This is a genomic window from Streptomyces mirabilis (genome assembly GCF_018310535.1).
Taxonomy (GTDB): domain Bacteria; phylum Actinomycetota; class Actinomycetes; order Streptomycetales; family Streptomycetaceae; genus Streptomyces.
Window position 1 is genome coordinate 8,293,005 of record NZ_CP074102.1, and the last position, 21,406, is coordinate 8,314,410.

Below are 21,406 nucleotides of genomic sequence, written 5' to 3' on the forward strand. Positions count from 1 at the left end.
TGGACCAGCACCCCGCGGGCGGGGCACTCGGACGTCCCACCTGGCAGCCTTCCGGCCCTGACAGCGGGAGACAAGCGTTGCCGTGGTGCGTGATGGGGCATTAGGCTTGGTCGGGTGACTGCCGGGTCGGCCATAGGCCATGCACGAGTGAGGCGCCCGGCCTCGGCGTGAGCGCGAGGCGGGCAAGAGCCCCGCCGATGCGTCCCTGTCTTTCCTCTCAGCGCCCACACGCGGCGCTCAACAGCGGACCCAAGACTCGGAGACACGTCCACACATGCCACATGATGAGCAGCGCCAGTACGAAGCTGAGCTGCCGGCCAACGCCATCCAGCTGAACCACACTGCCATCTACGCTACGGACCGGCACCTGTCAGCCGAGTTCATCGCCGCGATCCTGGGTTTGAGGGTCGGCGCGTCCTTCGGGCCGTTCTTGCCCGTCGACTTGGGCAACGGCGTGACACTCGATTACTACGAGAAGCGTGACGAGCCGATCCAGCCGCAGCACTACGCGTTTCTCGTGCCTGACGAGCACTTCGACGCCATGATCACCCGCCTGGAGGCGGTTGGGGTCACCTACTACGCCGACCCCAACCACACCGAACCGGGCCAGATCAACCGCCTCTTCGGCGGACGTGGCGCGTATTTCGACGACCCGGGCGGCCACAACATGGAGATCATGACTCGGCCGTACGCCCGGCCCTAGCAAGCCGCTGAGCGGCGATCCCGGCAGGTCCTCACACCGAGCGGCTCCCCAGCTTCCCGCCCCGAGCCAACACCCGGGGCGGCGAGGTGCCGGGGAGCCGCTTGGCGGGCGGATTCGCCAACACCGTCTTTGAGTTGCCGGGAACGGGGCGCTTCTGTGCGCTGGCCGTCTATCGTTCGGATTAGTCCCAGCCCAGACACCGGGGAATAAGCAACCTGCCGGTGGTTTTCAGGGATTCGTGGCCATGGTCTTCTTCGGTTGGCGGGGCACGGCCGTGGCCTCGTCGAAGTGTCCGTACACCATCGCCGGGGCTCGCCGAACATGGCGGCGATCTGCTGGACGGTCTTCTCCCGCTCGTCGTAAGGCCGTTGGGCGCCAGCCGGGCGGAGCGCCGTTTCGGCAGTTGGCTGAAGACATGGTCACGGGTCTCGCAGAGTGTATGGCGAGCCTAGTGCGTGGGCCAGTCGGCCCAGGCCGTGGTCCAGTTCGTGGTCGTGGCTTTCGATGGAGCCCATCGGTGTACAGAGCGATAAGGCTGCCCGGCGGCAGCGGGACGCGTTCGGACTCGAAGGCATCACTGACAGGGGCGCCCAGAGGGGGACGGCAGGTCCCGGAACACACTGGGATGCCCGACTGCCGGTTGACCCACGACCGGGGCGTCGCCGTCCGAGTCCGATTGTCCCGTGAAGGCCATGCCAATTCCTGACGATCGCAAAGAACGCCCCATAGGCGCTGCTGCCGATTGCAACATGCGGCCGCTGCGGACCCAAGTTTGTTCCAGCTCCTGGACCCGCTTCTGGCGCAGCGCAGTATTTGCACGGATCGATACACCCGGCACACCAGACACATAGCCGCGCCAGGTTCGCCGGCTGCACTGCTGGTGACCGTTGCCTTGGTCCCGCCGTTGGCTGCGGATCTCCGGTATCGCCACGAGCGTCGCTGTGACGGCGCCGGCGACGGTGCGCGCGACGATGACATGCTCACCGTGGTGCTGTCCCTGGTGTGCAAGCTGACCGGGGACGCGCCCGTGACCATGCACTACGTCAAGGAAGCAGAGCAGCAACAGATCTCGGAGTCCGCGCCGCGCGCGAAGGTTGCCGGGTTGCCGCAGCGCGCCACCGTTTCCCGTACATCACGACAGACCCCAAGGGCATGGCTGCCGAGGACCAGTGCACGTCGCGGAATACGACGAACGCGGGTGGGAGGAGCTGTACCGGCAGAACGCCCAAGTCTGGGAGAACCCGCCGCCCATGCCCTTCGGATGTCCTCTGCACGGTGTGGGACTGCGGTGAACCTGCGATTGCTGCACCCGCGGGCTGCATGCAGCAATCGGCGCGAAGGTTTGTTCGGCCGCTCCGGAGCAAGGCCTGCCCCAGTGCTCCCAGTGCTCCCAGTGCTCCCAGTGCTCCCAGTTCGCCAGGAGCGGCGGGCGGTTCACCCGCGCAGGTCCTCGGGCAGTTTGAAGGGGCTCGGCCGGATCCTCGGCCGAGCCCCTTCGGCATCTGTTGAACCGCGCCCCGGTGGCGGCCGGTTACGAGATGTGCACCCGGTCTGCCTCGGTCGGTGCTCCCGTCGGGGCGCGCAGAACCGGTCGCCGCGGGGGCGGCAGCAAGGTACCCGCCAGCGTTGCGGCGACGCCGAGGCCGGCGGCCACCGCCATTGCCGCTGCGAAGCCGTCGCTGAAGGCCGCGGCGGAGGTGTAGCCACCGGTGGCGGCGAATACCGCGGCGGTGATCGCGACGCCGAAGGCTCCGCCGAGCTGTCGCATCGTGCTGTAGGCGCCGGAGGCCTTGCCGATGTCGGCGGGTGTGCTGGTGCTGACCACCGCTTTGGTGACGGCGGGGATCGCAAGGGCGAAGCCGATGCCCGCGAGGCTCAGCGGGACGACCTGGGGCGCGTACGAGAGGTGCGGGGCTGCGATCAGGGCGATCCAGGACGTGCCGATGGTCTGCAGGGCGAGGCCGGCGACGACGAGAGAGCGTTCGCCCCAGCGGTCGGCGAGTGCTCCGGTGCGCGAGGCGAGCAGGACCACGAAGGTGCCCCACGGGAGCAGCCGCAGACCGGCGCCCAACGGGCCCTGACCCAGGGTGACTTGCTGATATTGGGCGATGAAGAACACCGAGGCGGACATCGAGCCGCTGAGCAGGAACATCACTGCATTGCCCGCCGAGAACGCCCGGGAGCGGAACAGCCGCAGCGGCAGCATCGGCGTACGGGCCCGGGACTGCCACACCAGGAAGACAACGACCAGGACCGCTCCCCCGGCCAGCGCACCCGTCACCTCCCCGCTGCCCCAGCCCGCCGCATCCGCCCGGACCAGGCCCCAGACGAGCCCGAACGCGGCCAGGGTGAAGAGCAGCAGGCCCGGGAAGTCCACCGCCGTGCCCTGGCCGAAGCCCTCCTTGATCCGAGCGAGCACGAAGGGGATCGCGACCAGGCCGACTGGCACGTTCAGCCAGAAAATCCACTGCCAGGCCAGTCCCTCGGTGATCACGCCGCCCAGGACCGGGCCGAGCAGCACAGCGAGGCCGGTGACGCTGCCGTAGATGCCGAGCGCCCAGCCGCGTCGCTCGGGCGGGAACGCGGCGTTCAGCAGGGCCAGGGCGAGTGGCATGACGGTCGCCGCGCCGATGCCCTGGACGGCGCGCGCCGCGATCAGGGTGCCGGTACTGGGGGCCAGCGCGCATGCGGCCGACGCCACGGCGAATAGGGCGAGCCCGGCGACGAACAGCCGCCTGCGGCCGAAGCGGTCGCCGAGCGACGACGCGGTCATCAGCAGGGCCGCGAAGCTGAGGGTGTACGCGTTGATCGTCCACTCCAGATCCTCGATCGACGCATGCAGGTCGCGCTGGATCGCGGTCAGCGCCGTGGCCACCACCAGCAGATCGAGGACGACCATGAACGAACCCACCGACGCCAGCGCGAGCGTCCACCGCTGCGCCCCCGTGACGGACTTCTCGTTGCTGTTCACTGGTGCTCCCGTCGCCGTGTGTCTGCAGTCGTGCTGTCGGTGGTGAAGACACGCGGTGGTCCGGAAACTGGGCGGCGAACGGTCGCGGATTCCGCGATCGGCTGTGGATTCCGCGGACGGTCGGGATTCGGCGACCAGTTTCGGCCGCCGTGGGTGTCATAACTGTCGACGGACCCGAACTGCCCAAACCCTCGACGAACCGGAGCCTGGGAGGCGACGTAATGCCGAGCAAGGAGACGCCGATGCCGATGCCCATGTCGACGCTCACACTGGAGCGGGCGCGGGCGGGCGACGGGCAGGCGTTCCGTGAGCTCACCGAGCCCTACCGGCGCGAGCTGCAGGTGCACTGCTACCGCATCCTCGGCTCGGTGCAGGACGCCGAGGACCTGCTGCAGGAGACCCTGCTCGCGGCCTGGCGCGGGCTCGACGGGTTCGAGGAGCGGTCGTCGCTGCGCTCCTGGCTGTACCGGATCGCGACCAACCGCTGCCTGAACGCGCTGCGGGACGGCAGCCGCCGGCCCGGCGAGGGCTGGGCGTACCGCTTGGAGGTTCCGTTGCCCGAACCCACCCGCCGCGGAGACCCCAGCTGGCTGGAGCCCTATCCGGACGTGCTGCTCGCCGGGCTGCCGGACGCCGCGCCCGGACCGGAGGCCCATTACGAGACCAAGGAGGCGGTCTCCCTGGCGTTCCTCGTCGCGCTGCAGCACCTGCCGCCCCGGCAGCGGGCGGTGCTGGTCCTGCGGGACGTGCTCGGCTTCCGCGCGGCCGAGGTCGCCGGAATGCTCGACACCAGCGTCGACTCGGTCACCAGCGCGCTGAAACGGGCTCGGGCCACGCTCGCGACCCGGCTGCCCGCGGACGCCCACGCCGAGGCGGAGCTGCCGTACTCACCCCGCGAGCGCAAACTCGTTGACGACTTCTCCCTCGCCTTCGAACGCGCCGACGTCGACGCGATCCTCGCCCTGCTCACCGACGACGCGTGGCTGACGATGCCGCCCCTGTCGTACGAGTACCAGGGGCTGGAGGCCATCGGCCACTTCCTGAGGACGGTCGCGCTGCGCGACGGCCGCCGCTTCCGGCTGGTGCCCACGCACGCCAACGGCCAGCCCGCGTACGGCCTTTACCTCGTCGATCCGAGGACGCCGATCGCGCACGCCCACGGACTGCTCGTCCTCACCCTGTCCGGCCACCGTGTCTCGGCGCTGACCCGTTTCGTCGACAACGGCCTGCTCCCTCGCTTCGGCCTGCCCCGCTCGCTACGCGCCACCGGCCCTTAGTCGGATTGCTTCCCGAACTGGCCTGCGTCCGCCTCGGGTTGGATGCCTAAGACTGCAGGCCGCCTCGACGATGCGGCTGCACCCGGTACAGCCGCCTGCTGCCCTCAGCCGTGCTGCATACAGCAGGCGATGATCCAGCCAGGCAGGACATCGACATGTATGTCTGCTCGCAGACTTCTCTTCGGCTTGGGTGCTTGCGCAAACTGCTCGTCACGAACCTCCCTGGAGCTGAGGTTTGTCGCCGTCCGCAGGTTGTTTCACAGCTCGCGGTGGCTGAGGCGAGCGGTACCAGGGGCCTTCGTCGGCCAATGCCGTTGCTTTACGACTGCGGGGCAGCTGGCGGCTCCGTTCGAGGTCAGCCTGACTGGCTCCCGCCTCGTCCCGATCGTTACTGTCCAGGGGATCATTGGCTATCGCCGGGCCTGACGTGCTCGGATGTCAGACGGGAGTGCCTGATGCCGGAGCTCATAGACCACTTTGAGAGCCGACTCGGGCGCATGATCGGTGCCTGGTCTCCACCCGCAGGCGCTGCGGAGGGCGCTCCTCAGCTGGCGTGCTTCCGCGAGGGACTGCTCCCGGGCGCCCAGGCGTTCGCGACGGTCGGCCTCTCTCGTACTCCGTTGTGGCACCCGACTTCGGACCGTCACTTCCACTTGGAACTGCTGGCCTGCGAGAACGCCAGCCGCACCAAGGGCTATGGGTACTTCCCCGACATACTGGAGTACGTCGCCGGGCAGCTGACGGCGAGTGGCGAGGCGATCCTTCGCGGCGACGTGGTGCCGCTTCCCGCACCGTTGCCCGGCGGAACCATGACGTCCCTCTACGCGGGGTTGCCCGTCTACTTCGACGACGACTTCTTCTCGGTCACCATCGAGAACGGCAGTGATGTCGCCGTCGTCTGGCTGATCCCCATCACGGCGGAGGAGACCGCCTTCATTCGCGATGAAGGCTGGGAGGCCTTCGAAGACGCGCTGGTTCGCCAGGACCCCGATCTCCTCGATCCCGACCGTCCCCAGCTCGACCTGTAGAGCTCTGCTCGTGTCGGTCGGCGCTGCGGTCAGACAGCAGGTTCCCTTCGCCGGACATCCGGCCGTGTTCGGCCAGGTGGTCGGCGAGGGACGGGCCCGAGACGAGCGGCATGACGGTCCACAGCACGCCGTCCGTCTCCACGATGTCGTATACGGGGATGACGTTCGGATGGTCCCGCAGCTGCGCGGCCGCGCGAAGAGTCCGTGCTACCCGTGCCATCCTCTCCGAGCCCGCCGCCCCCACCGCCTCGACCGTCACCTCCACTCGCAGGGCCTCGTCGTACGCCGTCCACACGGACCCGAGTCCGCCGGATCCCACCCGGTTCCTGATCCGGTAGCGCCCATCGAGCGTCCGCCCCGGTCCCATCTCCCGCACCACGGTCCCTCCCGTGCGACTCAACACGCCATACCCAGTGCCCCGCGTCAGGAAGCCAAGCCCGCCGGCTTCGCGGAGCCAGGCCTGGGACGCGAGTGCAGCAAGCATCGACGCAGCCGGGCATGCCCGGCCCCCGCCATTGCGTCCTACGCGGGATGAGGAGGGCAGACGATCGGTTGTGGTCCGTCGGGTTACGGGTCTGTCCCAACGGGCGGCGGCTGCGAACGGGTGCGCGACGGTGGCGGGATCCGCCGTCCCGGCTGGCCGGCGGCGCGTCCCGGCGCGGTCTGCCCGGTGATGGCGCGCGTTGTGTCTGGCTGTGCGTGTAACAGGGATGTCTTATGAGGTGACTGTATGGAACGGTCCACCGGGCCGGGCCGGTCCTGTTGGTCGGAAACGCTCGCTCGTACCGACCCGTACCGAGCGGCCGACACTGCCAACCGATACTGAGGAAGAAACGATGCGCGTTCACAAGCTCACCTTCGCCGCCCTGGCCGTCGCCGCCGGTCTCTCGCTCACGGCCTGCCAGAACGACGACGCCGGCACGGGACAGAGCGGCCCGTCGTCCGGGGCCACCGCGTCGTCCTCGGACGGCGGTTCGGACTCGGGCAGTTCGGACCAGGGCGGCGCGAAGAACTCCGCCGGGACGAGCTCCGGAACGAACTCCGGCGCAACGAGTTCCGGCGGGACGGGTACGGCCGCCGGGACCGGCTCCAACGCGAACGCCAAGGTCGGCAGGTGCCGCACCGACGAGTTGGAGATCACGGCGAAGGACAACACCATCGACGGCGATCCCGACGGCACCGTCGTGGTCGAACTGACGAACCACAGCGGCCGGGACTGCACGATCTCCGGGTACGCGGGCGTCGACCTGAAGACCAGCGCGGGATCGCTGTCCGCGAAGCGCACCGGCCAGCAGGCCGGCTCGGCCGTCCTCAAGAACGGGAAGTCGACGTTCTTCCCCGTCAACTACCCGTTCAACAAGTCGGGTGGTTCCGGCGTCCGCGTCACCGGGCTGGTGGTGACCCCGCCGGACGAGACGAAGTCGGTCACCCTCAACTGGCCGGGCGCCGCCACGCTGCCCGTCACGGACGGCTCCGGCTCCCCGGTGAAGGTCGGCCCGGTCGGAAGCGCCGGTCAGGGCGGCTGACCCGCACGCCTAGGACCTGTCCGGTCGATCAAGCCGGGCTGAGTCTTCGGCAATCCGCACCGCCAGGGTGTTGCGGAGCTACCTCTGTCGGATCAGACGGCGATCGGCTTGCGGTAGCGGACGTACTCGTTCTGGCGCCGGAACCCTACGCTTTCGTAGAGGTCGTAGGATCGGTGCGGATTCGCGGTCCCTGTGTACAACCGGGCGGTCTTCGCACCGTGCTCGCGAAGACATCGCACCCCGCCCAGCAGCAGGGCCCGCCCAAGGCCCAGACGCCTTGACTCTGCCCGGACGCTCAGTTCTCGACTTCGCCCACAGTTGGGTCGTGCCGACGGATGGAGCACAGGGCGGCCCCCGGCCTTGCTTTCCCCCTCCCAAGCGGCCCGCCAGCAGGTCGGGTCGGCAGTGGCGAGGAAGCTCTCGAACGTCCACTGCTCTTCGTCGGGGAGCTGTCGGAGATCGGCCAGCTCCAGCTCTACCAGGCTGAAGACACGCCGGTATCCAGTTTCGAGCAGCAGCGCCGTCGCCTCCTGTTCGGAGGCCATGGCGTTCGCGCCGATCACGGCCGTCTGTGCGGTTCCGTGCTGCTGCACGAGCTGGCGGATTCGGCTTTCTGCCCAGTTGAGCATGGCCGAGCCGGTGCCCTGGCTGGCCGCGGTGCTCGGGCAGCAGGTAGCCGCGGTGCAGGTACAGCCACGTCCCGTTCCGCTCATGCCACCACCTGATCGTCGAGTAGCCGACGACGCCACCGTCGTACTCCACCAAGACCTGATTCTGGGATGGGTCGTCGAGCTTGGCGGAGGGTCAAGTCCGCCCGTTACGTTGGATATGCGCTGTCAGCTGGTGCGGAGCTGGTGGGAGCCGTTGAGGCCTCTAGTGGGTGCGGGGCCGAAGGAGGTGGTGCGAGGGGGTGTGTTCGATGACAAGGATGGCGGCGTCGTCAACGGGAGGGCCGCCGATGTGGGCGAGCAGGTCGCGGTGGATCCGGTCCAGCAGATCGTCGGGGCCCGCGGCGGGGAAGGACGCGACCCGCTCGGCGAGCGGATAGAACGCTCTGGCCGGTGAGCGGGCCTCGATGACACCGTCGGTGTAGAGCACGAGCATGTCGCCGGCCTGGAAGGTGAACGGGTCAGTGCGGCGTGCCTCGAAGGGCAGTTCGCACATGCCCAGCGGCGGCAGGGGGCGGCGGGCGTGCAGAACCATCACCTGCTGACCGGTCACCAGCAGCGGCGGCGGATGCCCGCAGGTGACCATCTCGGCCCCCGGGCCCTCGTCGGGGATCTCCAGAACGAGGCAGGTGATGAAGTGCTCGCCGGGATCGTGCTTGGTGTCTGCCACGTCCTCCACGTTCCGGCAGACGCTGTCCTCAAGGGCAGCCACCAGCTCAAGCAGAGAGGCACAGCGGTGAGTGCCCTCACGGAAAGCACTCAGCACCAGCGAAGCCTCACCGATCGCGGCCAGGCCGTTGCCCCGCACATCGCCGATCACCACCCGGGTCGCGGCATGCCCGGCCCGGCCGACCGCAAAGAGATCACCCCCGATCTGCGTCTCGTCCTCCGCGGACAGATACAGCCACGCGACCCGCAACGGCCCGATCCGGCGCGGCGGAGGCCGCAGCAGAACCCGCTGCGTGGTCGCCGCCACCGAGCGTGCCCGGCTCAGCGCACGTTCACGCCGCTCCGTGACGTATCGCAGGAAAACTGTCAGGGCGGAGAGGACGAGCAGCGCGAGGATCTGCGCCATGCGGTTGGCCGTGGTCAGTCCGCCTTCGAGCACGGCGACGAGCACCAGGGCCGCCACCGCGAGGACCCCGACGAGAGCGGTCAGCCGCGTCCCGGAGAGAGAGGCAGTGAGCGCAGGCGCGATGACCAGCAGAGGCCCAAGATGGACATCGGCTGGCGTGTAGAGATCCAGCACGGTGATCGCCACGATCAGTACGAGCGGGATCGCCACCAGCCCGCGGCTCGATGGCTCCTCCAGGAGGCGATCACGCGACAAACGCCCACGCCGGACACCCATGCGCCCATTCTGCCCCGACGCGCGCTCGTGGCCGTGCGTTATGAAGCAACGGTGCTGGCCGCAGCCATCAACAAGTGGCTGTGACCAGCACTTTCACAACAGACCCTAGCCCCGTCCCGAGGCCCGCGAGCGGTAGTCGCTGGGGGTCTCCCCGGTGTTGTGCCGGAAGAACTTCGAGAACGCCGTGTGATGGGGAAAGCCGAGCCGCTCGCCCACCGCCGAGGTCGGCAACTCGGTGTGGAAGAGGAGGCGTCTGGCCTCCAGGACGATCCGCTCGTCCAGATACCGCTTCGCGGTGACCCCCGCCGCCGCGAGGCAGGCGCGGGTCAGCGTCCGCGAGCTGTATCCGAGCGCCCGGGCATAGTCGGCGACGGTGCGGCTCTCGGCGAAGTCGCGCTCGACCGCCGCGTGGAACGCACGGAACGCCTCACTTGCCTCGCGCGCGCCCCGCTCGCGGACGTACAGGTGCGAGAGCCGCAGCACCAGCGCCGCCAGCAGGTGCCGGACAAGCTCAATCTGCGCGTCCAGCCGAAGCGCGCCCGTCTCCCCGTACGCCTCCATGAGCAGCCCGAGCGTCCGGTCGATCGGCTCGGTCTCCTGCGCGGTCGGCAGCAGCGGGCCCCGCGAATAGGGCGGATCGACGCTGGCCGCAGCGATGGTCGCCGGATCGAGGAGGCCGGGCTGGAAGAGGATCAGGGTGCCCTGCGCATGCTCGAGACTCTCGTCGAAGCGGTACACCTGTTCGGGCCGGATCCACAGCCAGGCGCTGGGCGGCACCGGCAGCGGCTCTCCGTCCACGGTGAGCCGCACGGTCCCCTCCTCGACCGTCAGCAGATGGTGGAAGGCGGCCCGCCCGGGCGTCCGCGGATCCAACCCGTGCTCGGCGGCCCGCCTAGGCAGTCGGGCCAGCGGCAGCACCTCCAGGCCGGGCAGCGCCCCGGCTGCCGGGCGGAACGGAACTTCGGTAATCCTCTGCTGTCCGATTTTGAACACCTCCTGTCCAGATCGTAACCCGAATGACCTGCGAACACGCCTTAGCGTGGAGAGCGAGGCAAGAATCGACTGACTGGTGAAGGAGGGCAGCGCCATGCGGCTGATCGTGGGGATGACAGGGGCGACCGGGGCACCGTTCGGGGTGCGGCTGCTGCAGGCGCTCAAGCAGCTTCCCGAGGTGGAGACCCATCTGGTGCTGTCCCGCTGGGCGCGCACCACCATCGAGCTGGAGACCGGCTTCTCGGCCCGCGAGGTGGCCGCGCTCGCCGACGAGGTGCACAACCCGGAGGACCAGGGCGCCACGATCTCCTCGGGCTCCTTCCGTACCGAGGGCATGATGATCGTGCCCTGCTCGATGAAGACCCTGGCCGGCATCCGCGCGGGATTCGCGGACGGGTTGGTGGGGCGCGCCGCGGACGTCGTTCTCAAGGAGCGGCGCAAGTTGGTGCTGGTCCCCCGGGAGACCCCGCTGAGCGAGATCCATCTGGAGAACATGCTGGCACTGTCCCGGATGGGCGTGCAGATGGTGCCGCCGATGCCCGCCTTCTACAACCACCCGCAGTCCGTGGACGACATCGTGGACCACGTCACCGCCCGCGTGCTGGACCAGTTCGACCTGCCGTTCCCCGCCGCCAAACGCTGGGAGGGGATGCGCTCCGCGCGCGCCACCACGCCCGCTGCGGCCCCCACACCCAACGGCGTTCGCGCTTGCTGACACCTGCCACCACCATTGGAGGAGAGACATGGCGTACGACGATCTGCGCAGCTTCCTCGACACCCTCGAGAGGGAAGGACAGCTGCTGCGCATCACCGAACAGGTGATGCCTGAGCCCGATGTCGCCGCCGCCGCGAACGCTGCCACGCGTCTGGGGGATGCGGCACCGGCGCTGTACTTCGACAACGTCTCCGGCTTCGACAGCGCCCGGATCGCGATGAACGTCCACGGCTCCTGGGCCAACCACGCCCTGGCCCTGGGCCTGCCCAAGGCGACCGGCACCAAAGATCAGGTGGACGAGTTCATCGCTCGCTGGGCAAAGTTCCCGGTCAAGCCCGAGTGGCGGGACGACCCGCTGTGGGCGCAGAACTCCGTCGAGGGCGAGGACGTCAACATCTTCGACATCCTCCCCCTGATCCGGCTCAACGACGGCGACGGCGGCTTCTACATCGACAAGGCCGCCATCGTCTCAAAGGACCCCGACGACCCGGAGAACTCCGGCAAGCAAAACGTCGGCATCTACCGCATCGAGGTCCAGGGCAAGCGCAAGCTCGCCATCCAGCCCGGACCGGTGCACGACATCGGCCTGCACCTGCGCAAGGCCGAGGAGCGCGGCGAGGACCTGCCGATCGCGATCACCCTCGGCAACGACCCGGTGATCTCGATCGTGGCCTCCACGCCCATGGGGTACGACGAGAACGAGTACGAGATGGCCGGCGCGCTGCGCGGCGCCCCCGCGCCCATCGCCAAGGCGCCGCTGACCGGCCTGCCGGTGTCGTGGGGATCCGAGGTGGTCATCGAGGGCGTCATCGAAGGTCGCAAGCGCGAGATCGAGGGTCCGTTCGGCGAGTTCACCGGGCACTACTCCGGCGGCCGCAACATGCCGGTGATCCGGATCGACAAGATCTCCTACCGCACCGACCCGGTTTTCGAGCACCTCTACCTCGGCATGCCGTGGACCGAGATCGACTACCTGATGGCCCCCAACACCTGCGTGCCGCTGTACGAGCAGCTGAAGAAGGACTTCCCCGAGGTCCAGGCCGTCAACGCGATGTACACCCACGGACTGGTCATCATCGTCTCCACCAGGAAGCGCTACGGCGGTTTCGCCAAGGCGGTCGGCATGCGGGTGCTGACGACGCCTCACGGACTCGGCTACGCCGCCACCGTGATCGTGGTGGACGAGGACGTCGACCCGTTCAACCTCCCCCAGGTGATGTGGGCACTGTCCACCAAGATGAACCCCAGCGACGACCTCATCGTCGTGCCCCACCTGTCGCTGATGGAGCTCGCTCCCCAGTCGGACAACCCCGGCACCGGCGCCAAACTCATCATCGACGCCACCACCCCGGCCAGGCCGGACAACCGCGGCAACTACGGCAACCAGGTACACGACCTGCCCGAGATGGGCGAGTGGCTCATCAAGCTGCAGCAGCTTGCCAAGCAGTGACCGACCCCCTGACCCACCCTGAAAGACATCTCACGTGCTTAAGAAGTCAAGCCGCGACGGCCAGATCTGTTGAGAAGGAGGTGAACGCGCGATGTTCATCGAAGAGCTGCCGACTCTGCAAGCAGTGGTAGAGCTGCCCGAGCAGCCGGTTGAACAGATGTCGCTGAGCCTGAGCATGCCAGTCTCCGGCCTCGCGTCGGCGGCGGTAGTGCGCGTCGGCTCCGGGCGAGGAGGTCAGTGCGGCGAAGGCCCACAGGAAGCCAGCTGTGATCAGCCGGTCGTTCTTGATGAAGCGGCGCCCGACGAACTTCTTCTTGCCGGAGGCGCGGGTGATGGGCGCCGAGCCTGCGTATGCCTTCAGAGCGCGGGCGTCGGTGAAGCGGTCGCGGTCGTCGCCGATTTCTGCGAGCACCCGGGCACCGAGTTGGACGCCAAGGCCGGGAAAGCTGAGCAGGATGTCAGCGTCCGGGTGCTCGCGAAAAGACTCCTCCACCGCCTCGGCCAGGTCATCAGCCGCCCGGCAGGCGGCATCCAACTGGACGATGAGTGCGGTGAGTTGGCGTCCCATGGCGTCCTCGACGGCCTGCGGCTGACGGACGTGGTCGCCGCGGAATGCCTCGCGCAGGCGCTGTGCTTCGGCTTCGATCCCGCGGACCCGGCCGGCCCGCCGCAGCGCGGCCTGGAACTGCGTGACGGAGAGCTTCGCTGCACGGGCCGGGGTCAGGGCCGTGGCCAGGACTGCGCGGGCTTCCGGACGAGCGAGGCCGTGCTGCTTGCCGAGGAAGGCGTCCAGGGCGGCCGGGTAGAACGTCTTCAGCAGCGAGCGGACCTGGTTGACCAACTGCTGGCGATGCCAGACGGCGTCCTGTTGGGCGCGGGCGAGCACGGTGATGGCACGGGCCAGGTCGCTGTCGGCGGGCAGCGAGCGGTGGACGTCCATGTCGGTCCGCAGGATGTTCGCCAGGACCAGGGCGTCGCCGGGGTCGGACTTCTTACGGCTGACGCTGTGCCGGTCGCGATAGCGGGCGGCGGACAGTGGGTTGACCGCGAAAATCTGGCGCTTCCCGGTGCGCAGAGTGGCGACCAGCAGGCCGTGGCTGGTCTCGATCGCGACCGGTATCGGGTCATCCGGGGTGTCGCCGTGCTCGGCGAGCAGCTCCAGCAGCATCCGGTAACCGGCCGCGTCGTCGGTGATCCGCCGCTTGGCCAGCAGCGTGCCGCTGTCGTCGACCAGGGCGACATCGTGATGGCGCTCGGCCCAGTCGATCCCGCAGTACACCTTCAAACCGTGCTCCTTACTTTGTCCGTTTATGCAGGTGACAAGCCTGTGTGGGCCACGCGGCGACCTAATTCCAGGACTCTCGGGTCCGCCATCTCACCAGCCGTTCGTGACGCCAGCGCACCGCAGGGGCCTCTGTCTCGTGCAGAGCTCGAAGGCTCGGGAGGAAACGGGAGGTCACCCTGCGGCGGGCTCGCACCACAACGATCAACGTTCGAACAGCCGGGATGGGTTTCACGGCGCCCCGAAGACGCCGGAGGCAACCGCTCTTTCATAAGGCCTCTGCGGGCCCGGAGACACCAGGAGTTCCTCCGGCGCCCACGCGGTCGCCGCGAAACCCATCCGCATCAGTCAGTCCAGCAGCCCTTCACGGGGCTGCCCTGGAACCGCCTACTCACGAATTAGGAGACCCCACCGCCATGGCCGCCAGGACCACGAAGAACAGCGCGCCCACCGAGTGCCCGCGCTGCGGTCACACCACCCTGGACCTGCTCCACACCTCCCCCGTCGAAGGTGTCTGGGACGTCTACCACTGTGAGCAGTGCCGGTACTGCTGGCGCACGTCCGAGCCGGCCCGCCGTACCCAGCGCGACGCCTACCCGGAGAGCTTCAAGATGACCGTCGAGGACATCCGCAACGCGGTGGAACTGCCCGTCATCCCGCCGCTGCGCCACTCCTGACCCCGTTCCCCCCTGCCCACCACGACGCCCGGCGGTTCGAATCCGCCGGGCACCGCCCTCCCGGAAACCGGCATGACCATCACATCGCCACCCGACCCCCTCATGTGGGAGGCACGCGCCCGAGCCGGCCGACAGGCCGACCTGCTCTCCCACATCGAACAGACCGTGCTGTCCACCGTCCTCGCCGACTCCGCCTGCCTGGACGCGGGCATCTACCTGGGCGGCCAGGACAGGGTCGTGCTCATCGCTCACTTCACCAGCGCCCCACCGCCCCTGCCCGCCCCACCGGACGACCTGCTGCTGCACTCCGTCCATCAGTGGCCGTTCCGTCGGCACGTAACGTGCCGTGGGTCTGCGGCTCACACGTCGGACGCCTCAGCCGCAGGATGACGACTACAACAGGGAAGCAAAAGGTCGGCCGCATACGCCGTCATTCATCGGGGCTTGACCTGCGAATCAAGACTCAAACGCAACGGTGTTGGCCGCGAGATGTCGGCGATCGAGACTGCCACTTCCTCATCCGGTACTTGGCTGCCGGCTCACCCGTGCGGGCGGTAAGGCATACAGGCCCGCCTGGCCGTAACGCGGTTGCCGGGCCCGCTGTCCCGTCTCCCGGCCCGGGACACCTCGTTCGGGTCACCGAGGATCTGCCACTGCCTTAGGTCGTCAAGGCGGCACAAGGCGGCTCGGACGGTTTCCGCGGCCCGGCGCGCACGCCCGGCGCCCCGCAGCCCGCAGCCCGCAGGGGATTCAGCCGTCGTCGCTGTCGCGCGTGAGCTGGTTCAAAGCGTCTTAAAGCGTCTGCTGCCGGGCTGGGCGATGAGCCGGTCTGTCGGGGCTGGGCAAGACGGCTGAAATCGGCCACTCTCGTGAGATCTCGGCATCCGCGCAACGCTCACTGGCTGAGGCATTCCGGGCTGTCTCGGGCTTCTGAAGATCGCCGTCGACACGCGACGAGCCGCCACGCCGAGGAGCGTTTCGACTTCGTTCTGTGAGAGTGCGAGGTCACCCGGGAAGGGCTTGGCCGAGGGGGCTTTGAGGTCGTTTCAGGGCCGGATCTGATCAACGTTTGGGGGCTAGGGTGAGGTCCTTCCTGCGACTGCTCCGGAGGTGCCCTCCCGGTGACGGATTCCTTTGTTCACCTGCACAATCACACCGAATATTCGATGCTCGACGGCGCGCAGAAGCTCAAGCCGATGTTCGCCGAGGTCGAGCGTCAGGGCATGCCGGCCGTCGCCATGAGCGACCACGGCAACATGTTCGGTGCGTACGAGTTCCATCAGGTGTCCAAGGGTGTCGACGGCGTCAAGCCGATCATCGGGATCGAGGCCTACGTCGCGCCGTCCTCGCGCCGGAATCGCAAGCAGGAGTTCTGGGGTCCGGGCGGCCAGCGGGCGATGTCGGACGACGGTGAGGGCTCGAAGGACGTCTCCGGCGGTGGCCGGTTCACGCATATGACGATGTGGGCGCAGAACGTCCAGGGTCTGAAGAACCTCTTCCACCTGTCGACCGAGGCCAGCTACACCGGTCAGTTCCCCGCGGGCAAGCCGCGGATGGACATGGAGCTGATCAGCGAGCAGGCAGGCGGCATCATCGCCACGACGGGCTGCCCGTCCGGGGCGATCCAGACGCGGCTGCGGCTGAACCAGTACGACGAGGCCCGTGAAGTCGCTGCCGCCTACCAGGACATCTTCGGCAAGGAGAGTTACTTCCTGGAGCTGATGGACCATGGGCTGTCCATCGAGAAGGACGTCCGTGACGGGCTGTTGCGGCTGGCCAAGGATCTGAACATTCCGCTGCTGGCCACGAACGACGCGCACTATGTGCACGAGGACCAGGCCGATGCGCATGACAACCTGCTGTGTATCGGGGTGGGCAAGAACAAGGACGACCCGAAGCGGTTCCGGTTCCAGGGCAGCGGCTATTACCTCAAGACCGCCGCCGAGATGCGGGAGTTGTTTGCGGAGCTGCCGGAGGCCTGCAACAACACCCTTCTGATCGCCGAGCGCATCGAGTCCTACGACTCCGTCTTCGAGAACGTCGACGAGATGCCGCAGTACCCGGACGTGCCGGAGGGGGAGACGCAGGAGTCCTGGCTGCGCAAGGAATGCCTCAAGGGCCTGGCCATGCGCTACGGCGACCCGATCCCGGCCGAGGTCATGGAGCGCTTCGAGACCGAGATGACGGTCATCGGCCCCATGGGCTTCTCCTCCTACTTCCTCGTGGTCGCCGACATCTGCCGCCACGCCCGCGACAACAAAATCCCGGTCGGGCCCGGCCGCGGGTCGGCCACCGGCTCGATCGTCGCGTACGCGACCCGCATCACCGAGCTGTGCCCGCTCGAGCACGGCCTGCTCTTCGAACGCTTTTTGAACCCTGAGCGCATCAACCCGCCGGATGTCGACCTCGACTTCGACGACCGCCAGCGTGACGCCATGGTCCGCTACGTCACCGAGAAGTACGGCGACGAGTACACCGCCATGGTCAACACCTTCGGCAAGATCAAAGCCAAGAACGCGATCAAGGACTCGTCCCGCATCCTCGGCTACCCCTTCCAGCACGGCGAGCGCATCACCAAGGCGCTCCCGCCGGACATCATGGGCAAGTCGATCCCGCTGGACGGCATCTTCGACTCCGCGCACCCGCGCTACGGCGAGGCCGGCGAAATCCGGACGATGTACGAGAACGAGCCGGAGGTGAAGAAGGTCATCGACACCGCCAAGGGTGTCGAAGGCCTGACCCGCGGCACCGGTGTGCACGCGGCCGCGGTCATCCTGTCCAAGACGAAGCTGACCGAGCGCATCCCGCTGCACATGCGCGCCAAGGACGGCGTCAAGATCACCGGATTTGACTACCCCAGCTGCGAAAACATGGGGCTGGTCAAGATGGACTTCCTGGGCCTGCGCAACCTGGGCGTGATCGACCACGCGCTGACGAACATCCGTGAGAACCGCGGCGTCAAGCTGGCCACCGTCGACCCGGGCAACGGCGACACCAGCGTCACCGTGATCCCGCTGGATGACAAGAAGACCTTCGAGCTTCTGGGCCGCGGCGACACGTTCGGCGTGTTCCAGCTCGACGGCGGCGGCATGCGCGCGCTGCTGAAACTGATGGAACCCTCCCGCTTCGAGGACATCGCGGCCGCCCTCGCCCTGTACCGGCCCGGCCCGATGGCTGCCAACGCGCACACCAACTACGCGCTGCGGCAAAACGGCAAGCAGGACCCGGACCCGATCCACCCCGAGCTGAAGGAAGTCCTGGACCCGATCCTGGGCTCCACCCACCACCTGCTCATCTTCCAAGAGCAGATCATGGCCATCGCCCGGACCTTGGCCGGCTACACGCTCGGTGGCGCCGACATGCTGCGCCGCGCGATGGGCAAGAAGAAGCCCGAGGTGCTGGCCGCCGAGTGGCAGAAGTTCCACGACGGCATGGCCGACAACGACTACTCGGAAGAGTCCATCAAGGCGATCTGGGACGTCATGCTCCCGTTCTCCGGCTACGCGTTCAACAAGTCCCACACCGCAGGCTACGGACTCGTCTCCTACTGGACCGCCTACCTCAAGGCCAACTACCCGGCCGAGTACATGGCGGCCCTGCTCACCTCTGTCGGTGACGACAAGGACAAGGCCGGCATCTACCTCGCCGATGCCCGCAAGCTCGGCGTCACCGTCCTCGCGCCGGATGTGAACGAGTCGCTCGCCGAGTTCGCGGCCGTCGGCGACGACGTCCGCTTCGGACTGTTGTCAGTACGCAACGTGGGCGACAACGTCATCGAATCGATCATCGCGGCCCGCAAGTCCAAGGGGAAGTTCACTTCGTTCTCCGACTTCCTCGACAAGGTCGACCTGCCCGCGCTGAACAAGCGGGCCGTGGAATCCCTCATCAGATCCGGCGCCTTCGACTCCCTCGGACACACCCGCAAGGGACTGTCCGCCGCCCACGAGAGCGCCATCGATGCAGTCGTCCCGCTCAAGAAGGCAGCCGCCTACGGACAGGACGATCTCTTCGCCGGCCTCGGCGATGCAGCCAGCGACGACAGCTTCAGCCTGGATGTGCCGGTCAGCGACGACGAATGGCCCCGCAAGCAACTGCTGTCCATCGAACGCGAGATGCTCGGCATGTACGTCTCCGCGCACCCGCTGGACGGCACCGAGCACATCCTGTCCACCAACCGCGACACCACCATCGTGGACCTGTTGGCCTCAGGACGTACCGAAGGCGTGGTCCGCCTCTCCGGCCTGATCACCAGCGTCCAGCCCAAGATGACCAAACAAGGCAACGCCTGGGCCATTGTCAACCTCGCCGACCGTGACGGAACGATCGAGGTCCTCTTCTTCCCCGCCACCTACCAGATGGTCGCCGCCGCCCTGGTGGAGGACAGCGTCATCACCGTGCAAGGCCGCGTCAACGACCGCGACGGCGCCATCAGCATCTTCGGGCAGGAACTGAAGGTCCTCGACGTGACCTCCGCCGAACGCGACGGCGCAGCCCCCGTCCAGCTTCGGCTGCCCTATCACCGCATCAACGAGCTGTGCATCAACGAACTCAAACGCATCATGGGTGCCCACCCCGGCCAGAATCCCGTTCAACTCGCGGTGCGCGGCCCGCAGAAGACCGTCGTCTACCAGCTTCCCTCGCTGGTGAACGCCGCTACCATCGCCTCAGACATCAAGGGATCCTTTGGCCCGGAGGCGTGGCAAGGGGTGGCGTGAGCGAGGAAGCCGGTACTGGCGAGCCGCACGACTTAGAAGAGATCGTCCTCATCGTCGACGTAACACCACGTTGTCCCAGCTGCAGCCGGCCGACGGTACTGCTGGCCCGCTATCCCCACAGCTGGGGCAACAACAGGGGCGGCACCGTCAGCGGCTTCAGAGAAGCCGTGCTGTGCCGATTCTGCGACCGCGATGGTCCGGCCGCCGCACCGCTGATCGCCCTCTTTGAAGAGGATGGTTCCTTCCCTGCCGACCAACTCGATGTTTTCGGGCCACTCGCCGAGGTGTGGGTCGAAAACCGCCGGAACACCGCCGTCGACGAGGGACTCCTCAACGAGCAGGCGCGGCTCTGGCGAGGCGGTGAGTTCTAGCTGGGGAGTCGTCATCGGAACCCGGCCCGGAACACTCCTACGGAACAGCGCTGACCTCGGTCCGCTTCCCCGCGCCGGGCGTCCCGGTCATCGATCCCTGACGGAACACCCTGACACGCCTGTCTACAGAAAAGGATTTGAGCGAGGCGGTGCCCCGCCCCTACTGTCGTGGTGGATCGTGAAGTCGTCGTATGGAGGTGAGACCCGTGAACACAGTTACCCATGGGTGCTCCCTCAACCCGTCACGGTCCGGCGGCTGAAGTTCGGTGTCGCCAGGAGCGCCTGAGATCGAGGCACTCCTGGAAGGAGACTCCGATGAACACAAAGCCTTTCACATCTGGCCTGAGCGAGAACGCGGTGATGATCACGCGCGTCGCGGACAGGCAATGGCATGCACTGGATGACGACCTGGTGGTCGGCCGCGGGCATGCGGAGCACCGGCACGACGGACGCTTGTTCGTCAGCATCGACGCCTGGCACGACGCCACCTTCGACCGGCTCGCCGAGGTGATGCTGGCGCAACTGCCGGCGCCGCTGTACACGGTGGTCGACGAAGCTGACGTCGAGCTGACGGCCGGCTGGCGGCGGGCCGGTTTCACGATCCGGCGCCGCGAGTGGGAGTACGTCGTGCCGACCGACCCGCGGGTCACAGGGCTCGGCGAAGTGCTGCCGCCTTCGGGCGTGACGATCGTGCCCGCCGGTCATGCGGACGAGTGTCTGCTGCGGGCGGTGGACCGCGCGATCCGTGACGAAGTCGAGGCGACCGCCGGGTGGTGGCAGTCGATGCCCGCGGAGGTAATTCCCCGGCCCGAAGACGACACCATCGTCGACCCGTCGAAGTACGCGGTGGCCGCGGCGCCGGACCGCTACCTGGGGCTGATCCGGGTAGCGACGGTGAACCGGCCGCGCATCGGGCTGGTCGCGGTCCGGGCCGGCGAGCAGCGTCGCGGCATCGCGCGGGCGCTGCTGGCCCACGCGCTGGGGACGCAGCACCGCTCCGGGTTCGCCGCGGCCTATGCCGAAGTCCACGAGTCCAACCAAGCAGCCTCGGCGCTGTTCGAGAGCATCGGCGCCCGGCCGATGAGCAGCAACCTGGAGCTGGTGCGATGACGAAGCACAAGAACGTCATCGAAGTCGAGGGCAAGGTCGTCGAGTGCCTGCGCAGCGCCATGTTCACCGTGGAGCTGGAGAACGGCCACCAGGTGCTCGCGCACATCAGCGGGAAGATCCGCAAGAACTACATCAAGATCATGCTGGAAGACCGGGTACTGGTGGAGCTCCCGCCGTACGACCTGACGCGCGGCCGGATCGTGTTCCGGTACCGGAACTAGCGGCGGTCGGCACCTTCCGCGGTAGCTGATCCTGGGGCCCCGGTCACGGCGTTTCCGTGACCGGGGCCCCGATGATGGCTCGCACGGCCACGGCGGCCACCGCTTTAGCCGCCGCCGGCAGGTCTGGCCCGAGCCGAACCCCAGCTCCAGGGGGAGCAGTTGTGAGGCGATGTGGTTGTGCAGCACGTGCAGGATGCCCTACAGGCACAGCCGGTCCGGCACCGGCCGCGGGCCGGGTGCCTTCTCGGGCCAGGGCGGCAGCAGCGGCTCGATCAGCGCCCACAGATCACCGAACACCTTCCACGGCCGGGTAGTCACACCATCCCGAACGGTCGAATCGTCACACCG

At 67.8% G+C, this 21,406-nt stretch carries 17 protein-coding genes; 12 read left to right on the forward strand and 5 right to left on the reverse strand.

Features of this window, described 5'->3' with window-relative positions:
• The first annotated feature begins 274 nt into the window (after positions 1-274).
• Positions 275-703, forward strand: coding sequence for a VOC family protein (locus tag SMIR_RS36780; protein WP_212727986.1), 429 nt, complete (start codon positions 275-277; stop codon positions 701-703).
• 1,531 nt (positions 704-2,234) lie between these two features.
• Here the strand turns inward: SMIR_RS36780 and SMIR_RS36790 are convergent.
• Positions 2,235-3,674 carry an MFS transporter gene (locus tag SMIR_RS36790; RefSeq protein WP_212727987.1) on the reverse strand — a complete coding sequence of 480 codons (1,440 nt, stop codon included), beginning with the start codon at positions 3,672-3,674 and terminating at the stop codon, positions 2,235-2,237.
• Positions 3,675-3,916: 242 nt separating this feature from the next.
• Between SMIR_RS36790 and SMIR_RS36795 the strand changes: the two genes are divergently transcribed.
• From SMIR_RS36795 to SMIR_RS36805, 3 genes are all read left to right on the forward strand, one after another.
• Positions 3,917-4,951 carry a sigma-70 family RNA polymerase sigma factor gene (locus tag SMIR_RS36795; protein WP_248002807.1) on the forward strand — a complete coding sequence of 345 codons (1,035 nt, stop codon included), beginning with the start codon at positions 3,917-3,919 and terminating at the stop codon, positions 4,949-4,951.
• A 455-nt stretch (positions 4,952-5,406) separates the two neighbouring features.
• On the forward strand, positions 5,407-5,979 hold the full coding sequence (locus SMIR_RS36800; protein ID WP_212727988.1) for a suppressor of fused domain protein: 573 nt from the start codon (positions 5,407-5,409) through the stop codon (positions 5,977-5,979).
• Between the two features lie 836 nt (positions 5,980-6,815).
• Positions 6,816-7,505, forward strand: a complete 690-nt coding sequence (locus SMIR_RS36805) for a DUF4232 domain-containing protein (protein ID WP_168489441.1) — start codon at positions 6,816-6,818, stop codon at positions 7,503-7,505.
• 92 nt (positions 7,506-7,597) lie between these two features.
• On the opposite strand, the gene SMIR_RS36810 is transcribed toward SMIR_RS36805, so the two are convergent.
• The 3 genes from SMIR_RS36810 to SMIR_RS36820 all read right to left on the reverse strand — a co-directional run bounded on the left by SMIR_RS36810 (position 7,598) and on the right by SMIR_RS36820 (position 10,517).
• Complete coding sequence (locus SMIR_RS36810) at positions 7,598-8,218, reverse strand: GNAT family N-acetyltransferase (RefSeq protein WP_249938542.1); 621 nt, start codon at positions 8,216-8,218, stop codon at positions 7,598-7,600.
• Positions 8,219-8,378: 160 nt separating this feature from the next.
• A complete protein-coding gene (locus SMIR_RS36815; protein ID WP_212727989.1) occupies positions 8,379-9,524 on the reverse strand; it encodes a PP2C family protein-serine/threonine phosphatase in 1,146 nt (381 codons plus the stop codon).
• A gap of 105 nt (positions 9,525-9,629) precedes the next feature.
• Positions 9,630-10,517, reverse strand: coding sequence for a helix-turn-helix transcriptional regulator (locus SMIR_RS36820; RefSeq protein WP_212727990.1), 888 nt, complete (start codon positions 10,515-10,517; stop codon positions 9,630-9,632).
• Between the two features lie 94 nt (positions 10,518-10,611).
• Here SMIR_RS36820 and SMIR_RS36825 point away from each other — a divergent pair, with 94 nt between their 5' ends.
• Complete coding sequence (locus tag SMIR_RS36825) at positions 10,612-11,232, forward strand: non-oxidative hydroxyarylic acid decarboxylases subunit B (protein ID WP_212727991.1); 621 nt, start codon at positions 10,612-10,614, stop codon at positions 11,230-11,232.
• A 28-nt stretch (positions 11,233-11,260) separates the two neighbouring features.
• Positions 11,261-12,682: a non-oxidative hydroxyarylic acid decarboxylases subunit C gene (locus tag SMIR_RS36830; protein ID WP_212727992.1), complete on the forward strand. Its 1,422-nt coding sequence runs from the start codon at positions 11,261-11,263 to the stop codon at positions 12,680-12,682.
• Between the two features lie 46 nt (positions 12,683-12,728).
• Here SMIR_RS36830 and SMIR_RS36835 read toward each other — a convergent pair whose 3' ends face one another.
• Entirely contained in the window at positions 12,729-13,967 is a 1,239-nt protein-coding gene (locus SMIR_RS36835; RefSeq protein WP_212727993.1) for an IS110 family RNA-guided transposase, read from the reverse strand.
• A gap of 413 nt (positions 13,968-14,380) precedes the next feature.
• Between SMIR_RS36835 and SMIR_RS36840 the strand changes: the two genes are divergently transcribed.
• From SMIR_RS36840 to infA, 6 genes are all read left to right on the forward strand, one after another.
• On the forward strand, positions 14,381-14,641 hold the full coding sequence (locus SMIR_RS36840) for a non-oxidative hydroxyarylic acid decarboxylases subunit D (protein WP_212727994.1): 261 nt from the start codon (positions 14,381-14,383) through the stop codon (positions 14,639-14,641).
• A gap of 72 nt (positions 14,642-14,713) precedes the next feature.
• Complete coding sequence (locus SMIR_RS36845) at positions 14,714-15,031, forward strand: hypothetical protein (RefSeq protein ID WP_212727995.1); 318 nt, start codon at positions 14,714-14,716, stop codon at positions 15,029-15,031.
• A gap of 731 nt (positions 15,032-15,762) precedes the next feature.
• Complete coding sequence (dnaE, locus tag SMIR_RS36850; RefSeq protein ID WP_168489425.1) at positions 15,763-19,356, forward strand: DNA polymerase III subunit alpha; 3,594 nt, start codon at positions 15,763-15,765, stop codon at positions 19,354-19,356.
• Positions 19,353-19,727 (forward strand): DUF6300 family protein, encoded by a 375-nt coding sequence (locus tag SMIR_RS36855; protein ID WP_212727996.1) that lies wholly within the window; start codon positions 19,353-19,355, stop codon positions 19,725-19,727. Before dnaE ends, SMIR_RS36855 begins: the two co-directional genes overlap by 4 nt.
• A 315-nt stretch (positions 19,728-20,042) precedes the next feature.
• On the forward strand, positions 20,043-20,837 hold the full coding sequence (locus SMIR_RS36860) for a GNAT family N-acetyltransferase (protein WP_212727997.1): 795 nt from the start codon (positions 20,043-20,045) through the stop codon (positions 20,835-20,837).
• The gene (gene infA / locus SMIR_RS36865; RefSeq protein ID WP_069759925.1) at positions 20,834-21,058 is read left to right on the forward strand and encodes a translation initiation factor IF-1; all 225 of its coding nucleotides are present in this window, start codon (positions 20,834-20,836) and stop codon (positions 21,056-21,058) included. The genes SMIR_RS36860 and infA overlap by 4 nt, the downstream gene beginning before the upstream one ends.
• The last annotated feature ends 348 nt before the right edge of the window (positions 21,059-21,406 follow it).